7 protein-coding genes are annotated in these 6511 nt (G+C 58.5%); 3 read left to right on the forward strand and 4 right to left on the reverse strand.

Annotation, left to right across the window (positions count from 1 at the left end):
• Positions 1-121: 121 nt before the first annotated feature.
• Both EJA70_RS27570 and EJA70_RS27575 read right to left on the reverse strand, forming a co-directional pair.
• Entirely contained in the window at positions 122-871 is a 750-nt protein-coding gene (locus tag EJA70_RS27570; protein WP_008077731.1) for a TerC family protein, read from the reverse strand.
• A 28-nt stretch (positions 872-899) separates the two neighbouring features.
• Positions 900-1145, reverse strand: coding sequence for a hypothetical protein (locus EJA70_RS27575; protein ID WP_008077733.1), 246 nt, complete (start codon positions 1143-1145; stop codon positions 900-902).
• Positions 1146-1376: 231 nt separating this feature from the next.
• On the opposite strand from EJA70_RS27575, the gene nhaR reads away from it, so the two are divergent.
• Positions 1377-2276, forward strand: coding sequence for a transcriptional activator NhaR (nhaR, locus tag EJA70_RS27580; RefSeq protein ID WP_158835231.1), 900 nt, complete (start codon positions 1377-1379; stop codon positions 2274-2276).
• Here the strand turns inward: nhaR and EJA70_RS27585 are convergent.
• On the reverse strand, positions 2271-3434 hold the full coding sequence (locus EJA70_RS27585; RefSeq protein WP_158835233.1) for an MFS transporter: 1164 nt from the start codon (positions 3432-3434) through the stop codon (positions 2271-2273). The two genes, nhaR and EJA70_RS27585, sit on opposite strands and share 6 nt — an antisense overlap.
• A 335-nt stretch (positions 3435-3769) precedes the next feature.
• On the opposite strand from EJA70_RS27585, the gene sstT reads away from it, so the two are divergent.
• Entirely contained in the window at positions 3770-4999 is a 1230-nt protein-coding gene (gene sstT / locus EJA70_RS27590) for a serine/threonine transporter SstT (RefSeq protein WP_008077739.1), read from the forward strand.
• Positions 5000-5143: 144 nt separating this feature from the next.
• Here sstT and EJA70_RS27595 read toward each other — a convergent pair whose 3' ends face one another.
• Complete coding sequence (locus EJA70_RS27595) at positions 5144-5653, reverse strand: DUF1993 family protein (RefSeq protein WP_008077741.1); 510 nt, start codon at positions 5651-5653, stop codon at positions 5144-5146.
• A 125-nt stretch (positions 5654-5778) separates the two neighbouring features.
• Between EJA70_RS27595 and EJA70_RS27600 the strand changes: the two genes are divergently transcribed.
• Positions 5779-6426: a YceH family protein gene (locus EJA70_RS27600; RefSeq protein ID WP_158835236.1), complete on the forward strand. Its 648-nt coding sequence runs from the start codon at positions 5779-5781 to the stop codon at positions 6424-6426.
• The last annotated feature ends 85 nt before the right edge of the window (positions 6427-6511 follow it).

A 6511-nucleotide genomic window follows, 5' to 3' on the forward strand; every position in this document is an offset into this window, starting at 1 on the left:
ATCTTAAACATCAAAAGATCGCAGCCTTCGGCAGCTCCTACAGAGGTGGAAAGGCGGGAAGCAGATGGCAAAAAGGCCGCCTGAACTTCGTGAGTTCAGGCGGCCTTTTGTTCTTCAGCGTTTACGCCTGCGCAGCCAGCTTCTTCTGCTTCGCTCGACGCGACATCATGTTCAACACCTCAATACCCGCCGAGAACGCCATGGCCGCGTACACATACCCTTTCGGTACGTGGGCGCCAAAACCTTCGGCGATCAGGGTCATGCCGATCATGATCAGGAAGCCCAAGGCCAGCATCACCACCGTCGGATTGTCGTTGATGAACTTGGCCAGCGGCTCAGCCGCAAACAGCATCACCAGAACCGACACCACCACCGCGATGACCATGATCGGCAAGTGCTCGGTCATGCCGACAGCAGTAATGATGCTGTCGATCGAGAACACCATGTCGAGCATCAGGATCTGCCCGATTGCAGCGGCAAAGCCCAGGGTCACGGTCGACGTCGCGGACTTGGGATCTTCCGGCGCCGGGTCCATGCTGTGATGGATCTCGGTGGTGGCTTTCCACACCAGGAACAGACCACCGGCGATCAGGATCATGTCCTTCCACGAGAACGCCTGGCCAAGAACTTCGAACACCGGCTCGGTCAACTGCACGATGAAGGCAATGGTGCTCAACAGCGCCAATCGCAGGATCAGCGCCATGCCGATACCGATGCGCCGCGCTTTCTGCCGATGTTGCTCGGGCAGCTTGTTGGTCAGGATCGAGATAAAGATCAGGTTATCGATGCCAAGCACGATCTCCATCACCACCAATGTGGCCAAAGCTACCCAGGCAGCGGGGCTGGCGGCGAGTTCTAACAGATATTCCATGGGTCAGTCCTGACTCTGTGTACGAAAATTAAATGGTCTTGGACGAAGATTCGGATTGTTCCGCGTCTTTTTCCGCTGTTTCTTTTTTCTCGATCAACCCGCCAGTGGCATCGCTCAGGGCTTGCTCGGCAGCCTTGTGGGTATCGTCAATCGCCTGTTTTGCGCTTTCGGCGGCTTTGCCCATCAACTGTTGGGCGCTTTTTTCGGCCTGATCGCAACCTGTCAGAACCAGTAAAGACGTAAACAACAACAGTGCCGCAGTTTTAAGTTTCATGATGCTTCCTTGATTAAACAGACAGGGTCACCGGACCGGCCGTCGATGGCTGGGCATTCTAGAGAGGCAAACACTTCAGGAAAATTCGTATTTTTACCGGCTATAATTCGGTTTTTACGAATCCACAGATTAACAATGTAGGAGCTGCCGAAGGCTGCGATCTTTTGATCTTTTCTTTTAGAAGCAACATCAAAAGATCGCAGCCTTCGGCAGCTCCTACAGGGGAGGCGCATGCTCAATTATCGACAGTTGCATTATTTCTGGGTGGTGGCGAAGACCGGCAGCATCGTGCGCGCCTGCGAACAACTGAATCTGACGCCACAGACCATCAGCGGGCAGATTTCCTTGCTCGAACAGACGTATGGCATCGAGCTGTTTCGCCGCGTTGGCCGGCAACTCGAATTGACCGAGGCCGGTCGTCAAGCCTTGCCGTATGCCGAACAGATGTTCCAGCTCGGTGGCGAGCTGGAGCTGATGCTGCGCGCGCAGCCCAATGAGCAGCAGATCCTGTTTCGCGTTGGCGTGGCTGACGTGGTGCCGAAATCGATTGTTTATCGCCTGATTGCGCCGACCATGGAGTTGAACGAACCGCTGCGCATCACATGTCGCGAGGACAAACTCGAACGCTTGCTGGCAGATCTGGCGATTCAGCGCCTGGACCTGGTGATTTCCGACAGCCCGATGCCCTCGCACCTCGACATCAAGGGCTACAGCCGAAAGCTGGGGGAATGCGGCATCAGCTTTTTCGCCACCGCTGCATTGGCCGCCAGGTATGGAGAGGATTTCCCGCGCAGCCTGCACGGTGCGCCGCTGTTGATTCCCGGCCCGGAAACCGTGGTGCGCAGCCGCTTGCAACGCTGGTTTGCCGAGCAACAGATCCAGCCGAAAATTGTCGGCGAATTCGACGACAGCGCCTTGATGCAGGCCTTCGGACAGTCTGGAAGCGGGATTTTTATCGGCCCCAGCGTGATTGCCGAGGAAGTGAAGCGCCAATGCGGCGTCGAACTGATTGGCCAGACCGATGCGGTGACCGAGTCGTTCTATGCCATTTCGGTGGAGCGCAAGGTCAAGCACCCCGGCATCGTTGCGATTACCGAAGGTGCCCGACGCGAGTTGTTTACGGCGTTATGAAGGCTCGGCGCACAGGTCGCGCGGCTTGAGTGTCATCAGCACCATGGCGAGGAACACCGACAGCAGAATGAAACCGGCGGCGGCAAAGCCGAGAAAACCCAGCCCCGCACTGTCGATGACCCGGCCACCGACCATCGCGCCCAGGCCGATCCCCAGGTTAGCCCCGGCGATGTTCAACGAGGCCGCGAAGGCCGGCGCTTCCGGCGCGGCTTTCATCAGGCGTACGTGACTGACCAGAAACAACGCGGCCTGAGTAATACCCCAGATCCCCATCGCCACCGCCAGCCCCAGCGGCGAATGAATGTTCGGCACCAGCGACACCATGCCGGCGATCATGAACGCACAGAACAACACCGACGCCCCCAGCGGATGGCGGTCCACTGCACGACCGCCCAGCGAGTTGCCGATCAGCCCGACGGCGCCGAAGCCCATCAGACACCAGCCGACCACGGTGCCGTTGAAACCGGCCAGACGCTCAAGAATGTCGGCGAGATAGGTGTAAGCGGTAAACATGCCGCTGAACACCAGAATCGACAGCACGATATGGCCGATCATCAACGGGCTGCGCAGAATCTTGAACTGCGAGCGGAAGCTCACCTGATGCTGGTGCAAACTGGTTTTCGGCAAGTAGACAAACAGCAGCAAAGCCTTGGCAAAGGCGATCACCGCCAGAATGCCGAAGGCACTGCGCCAGCCGAATGCATCGGAAATCAGCGTGCCGACCGGAATGCCGAACACCGTGGCGCAGACAATACCGAAACCGATCTTGGCGATCGCACGACCGGCGAAATCCGGGCCAACGATGTCCACCGCCGTCTCACTGGCCAGCGCCCAGAACACCGGCAAACCGAGCGCGGGGATCAAGCGGGCAAACGCCATCACCCAGATATTCGGCGCCAGCGCCGCGACGGTATTGGCCAGGCCAAACATGATCAGGATGCTGATAAACAGCTTGCGCCGCTCGAAGCGGGCGAAATACGCGGTCAGGAAAGGCCCGAACAGCGCCACGGTAAAGGCGAACAGCGTCACCAGCAAACCGGCCTGGGGGATGGTCACTTCGAGGTCTCGGGCTATCGCCGGCAGCAGGCCGACGATAACGAATTCCGTGGTCAGCACGGTAAAACCGGCGGCGGACAACAGAAGAATGGGCAACAGCATGGCAACTCCAGCAAAACGACGACACCAGCGTTGACCCGAGGGCCCGCTGGCAGAACTTGAAAATAAGGATGCGCAATCTTAACAGAGTGTGTCCGGGCTGACTTGCACAAACCTGCCGACTTTGTTGCCTGATCCGGTGGCAGATCGTCACACGCCTGAAGGATGGGACTTACGCTGTGATAAAGTCCGCGCCCTGAAAAACGTACAGCTTGTTCAACGATCGGTTTATTGACGTTGAAAGCGCTTCAATCCTTTCGGTTCGTGACGCTGGCCTGCCCCCGATTCGCCGGCGCTTTCATGCAACCCGCAGCCTATAAAAAATCAGAGATGCCGCTATGACTGCTTCATCCCCTTCTGTCTTGCAACGTCTGAAGAACCTGAGCCTGGTCGCACAGATCCTCATCGGCCTGATTGCCGGTATCGCTTTGGCGATGTTTGCCCCGCAAGTGGCGAAAGACACCGCGTTCATCGGCAAGGTATTTGTTTCGGCGTTGAAAGCCGTGGCACCGATTCTGGTGTTCGTGCTGGTGATGGCTTCGATTGCCAACCATAAACACGGCCAGGAAACGCACATTCGGCCGATTCTGTTCCTGTACTTGCTGGGCACGTTCGCCGCCGCAGTGGTGGCTGTGGTTGCCAGCATGGCATTCCCGTCGCATCTGGTTCTGGCCACCGAAAACGTCGCGGTGACTGCGCCGGGCGGCATCGCTGAAGTGCTGCAGAGCCTGCTGCTGAGCGTGGTGGACAATCCGGTGAAGGCGCTGATCGAAGCCAACTTCATCGGCATTCTGGCCTGGGCCATCGGCATGGGTGTGGCGATCCGGCATGCCGGCGACACCACCCGTGAAGTGCTCGGTGATCTGTCCAACGGCGTGACCCTGATTGTGCGCGTGGTGATTCGCTTTGCCCCGCTGGGCATTTTCGGCCTGGTCGCCTCGACGCTGGCCACCTCCGGTTTCGGCGCGCTGATCGGCTACGCGCACCTGCTCGCCGTGCTGCTCGGCTGCATGCTGTTCGTGGCGCTGGTGATGAACCCGCTGATCGTGTTCTGGAAACTGCGCCGCAACCCGTACCCGCTGACCCTCAAGTGCCTGCGCGAAAGCGGTATCACCGCCTTCTTCACCCGTAGCTCGGCGGCGAACATTCCGGTCAATCTGGAATTGAGCAAGCGCTTGGGCCTGCACGAAGACACTTACTCGGTATCGATTCCACTGGGCGCGACCATCAACATGGCCGGCGCGGCAATTACCATCACTGTGCTGACCCTGGCTGCCGTGCATACTTTGGGCATTGCGGTGGACATCCCGACCGCGATTCTGCTCAGCGTGGTCGCGGCCATCTGCGCCTGTGGCGCTTCGGGCGTGGCCGGTGGTTCGTTGCTGCTGATTCCGCTGGCGTGCAGCCTGTTTGGCATTCCAAGTGAAATCGCCATGCAGGTGGTGGCGGTCGGTTTCATCATTGGTGTGTTGCAGGATTCTGCCGAGACGGCGCTGAACTCCTCCACCGACGTGCTGTTCACCGCTGCGGCGTGCCTGGGCGAAGAAGCGAAAGCCCAACGCGCTTGAAGATCAAAAGATCGCAGCCTTCGGCATCTCCTACATCTGGAATGCGTTCCCGGTAGGAGCTGCCGAAGGCTGCGATCTTTTGCTTCAGCCAACAAAAAGCCCGCCAAGGCGCAAACCTTGGCGGGCTTTTTGTTGCCGGAAGTTTTAGAACGCGCCCATGTAATCGCGTTTACCCACTTCAACACCGTTATGACGCAGCAGCGCATACGTGGTGGTGACGTGGAAGAAGAACTGCGGCAGGCCGTAAGTCAGCAGGTAAGCCTGGCCGCTGAAGCGCTTCTCTTTCGGCGTGCCCGGACGGGTAACGATTTCGATGCCTTCCTTGCCATCGATCTGCTCTGGCTTGATCTCGCCGATGTAAGCCAACACCTTGGTGATCAAGGCTTGCAGTTCGGCGAAGGTGGTTTCGGTATCGTCGTACTTCGGCACTTCTACTTCAGCCAGACGCGAGGAAACGCCTTTGGCGAAGTCCACCGCGATCTGCACCTGACGGGTCAGCGGGAACATGTCCGGAAACAGACGCGCTTGCAGGAATGCGTTCGGGTCAATGTTTTTCTCGGTGGCGTGGGCTTCAGCCTTTTTCAACACATCGCTCAAAGCGTTGAGCATTTGTTGAAAAACCGGGACGGATGCGGCGTACAGGGAAATAGTCATGGCAGTCTCGTGTGGTGGCTGGGTGGAACAAGGAGGCGATTATAGCCATGCTTGATGACCACACGGCTTGCCTTTTGTTAGGCAAGGATTAGGCTAGGCGCCTTCGACTGCTGAGGGAACGCGCGATGACCACCGAACATGAATCCACCTTCGACGAGCCTCGGCTCAACGCCACGGAAATCCGCATTCTCGGTTCGCTGATCGAGAAGCAGGCGACCAGCCCGGAAACCTATCCGCTGACGCTCAACGCGCTGGTCACGGCGTGCAATCAGAAAACCAGCCGCGAACCGGTGATGAACTTGACTCAAGGTCAGGTCGGCCAAAGTCTGCGAGCCCTTGAAGGTCGCGGTTTCGCCAAGCTGGTGATGGGCAGTCGCGCCGACCGCTGGGAGCACAAGGTCGACAAGGCGCTGGAACTGGTGCCGGCGCAGGTGATTCTGACGGGATTGTTGTTTCTGCGCGGCCCGCAAACCATTAACGAACTGCTGACCCGCAGCGGGCGCATGCATGATTTCGAAGATGCCGAGCAGGTGCTGCATCAGCTTGAGCGTTTGATTGCGCGGGGGTTGGCGGTGCTGATTCCGCGTCAGGCCGGGCAACGCGAAGATCGTTACACCCATGCCTTGGGTGATCCGGCGGATATCGAGGCGATCATGGCGGCGCGGCAGAATCCATCGGATCGCGGCGCAAGCAGCGGCGTGTCAGTCGAGCGTATCGAAGAGCTGGAAGCGCGGATCGCCGCACTGGAAGAACGCCTGGCGCGCCTCGAATAACAACCACAAAACCCCTGTAGGCCTTCGCCTGCTCGCGATAGCGGTGTGTCAGTCAAACACGATGTGACTGACGCACCGCTATCGC

Origin of the sequence: Pseudomonas sp. PB103 (genome assembly GCF_009764635.1) — a bacterium.
Taxonomy (GTDB): Bacteria; Pseudomonadota; Gammaproteobacteria; order Pseudomonadales; family Pseudomonadaceae; genus Aquipseudomonas.

Excerpts from the sequence above, each read along its gene's own strand:
- EJA70_RS27570 (WP_008077731.1), bottom strand. The coding sequence starts at position 871 with ATGGAATATCTGTTAGAACTCGCCGCCAGCCCCGCTGCCTGGGTAGCT.
- EJA70_RS27575 (WP_008077733.1), bottom strand. The coding sequence starts at position 1,145 with ATGAAACTTAAAACTGCGGCACTGTTGTTGTTTACGTCTTTACTGGTT.
- nhaR (WP_158835231.1), top strand. The coding sequence starts at position 1,377 with ATGCTCAATTATCGACAGTTGCATTATTTCTGGGTGGTGGCGAAGACC.
- EJA70_RS27585 (WP_158835233.1), bottom strand. The coding sequence starts at position 3,434 with ATGCTGTTGCCCATTCTTCTGTTGTCCGCCGCCGGTTTTACCGTGCTG.
- sstT (WP_008077739.1), top strand. The coding sequence starts at position 3,770 with ATGACTGCTTCATCCCCTTCTGTCTTGCAACGTCTGAAGAACCTGAGC.
- EJA70_RS27595 (WP_008077741.1), bottom strand. The coding sequence starts at position 5,653 with ATGACTATTTCCCTGTACGCCGCATCCGTCCCGGTTTTTCAACAAATG.
- EJA70_RS27600 (WP_158835236.1), top strand. The coding sequence starts at position 5,779 with ATGACCACCGAACATGAATCCACCTTCGACGAGCCTCGGCTCAACGCC.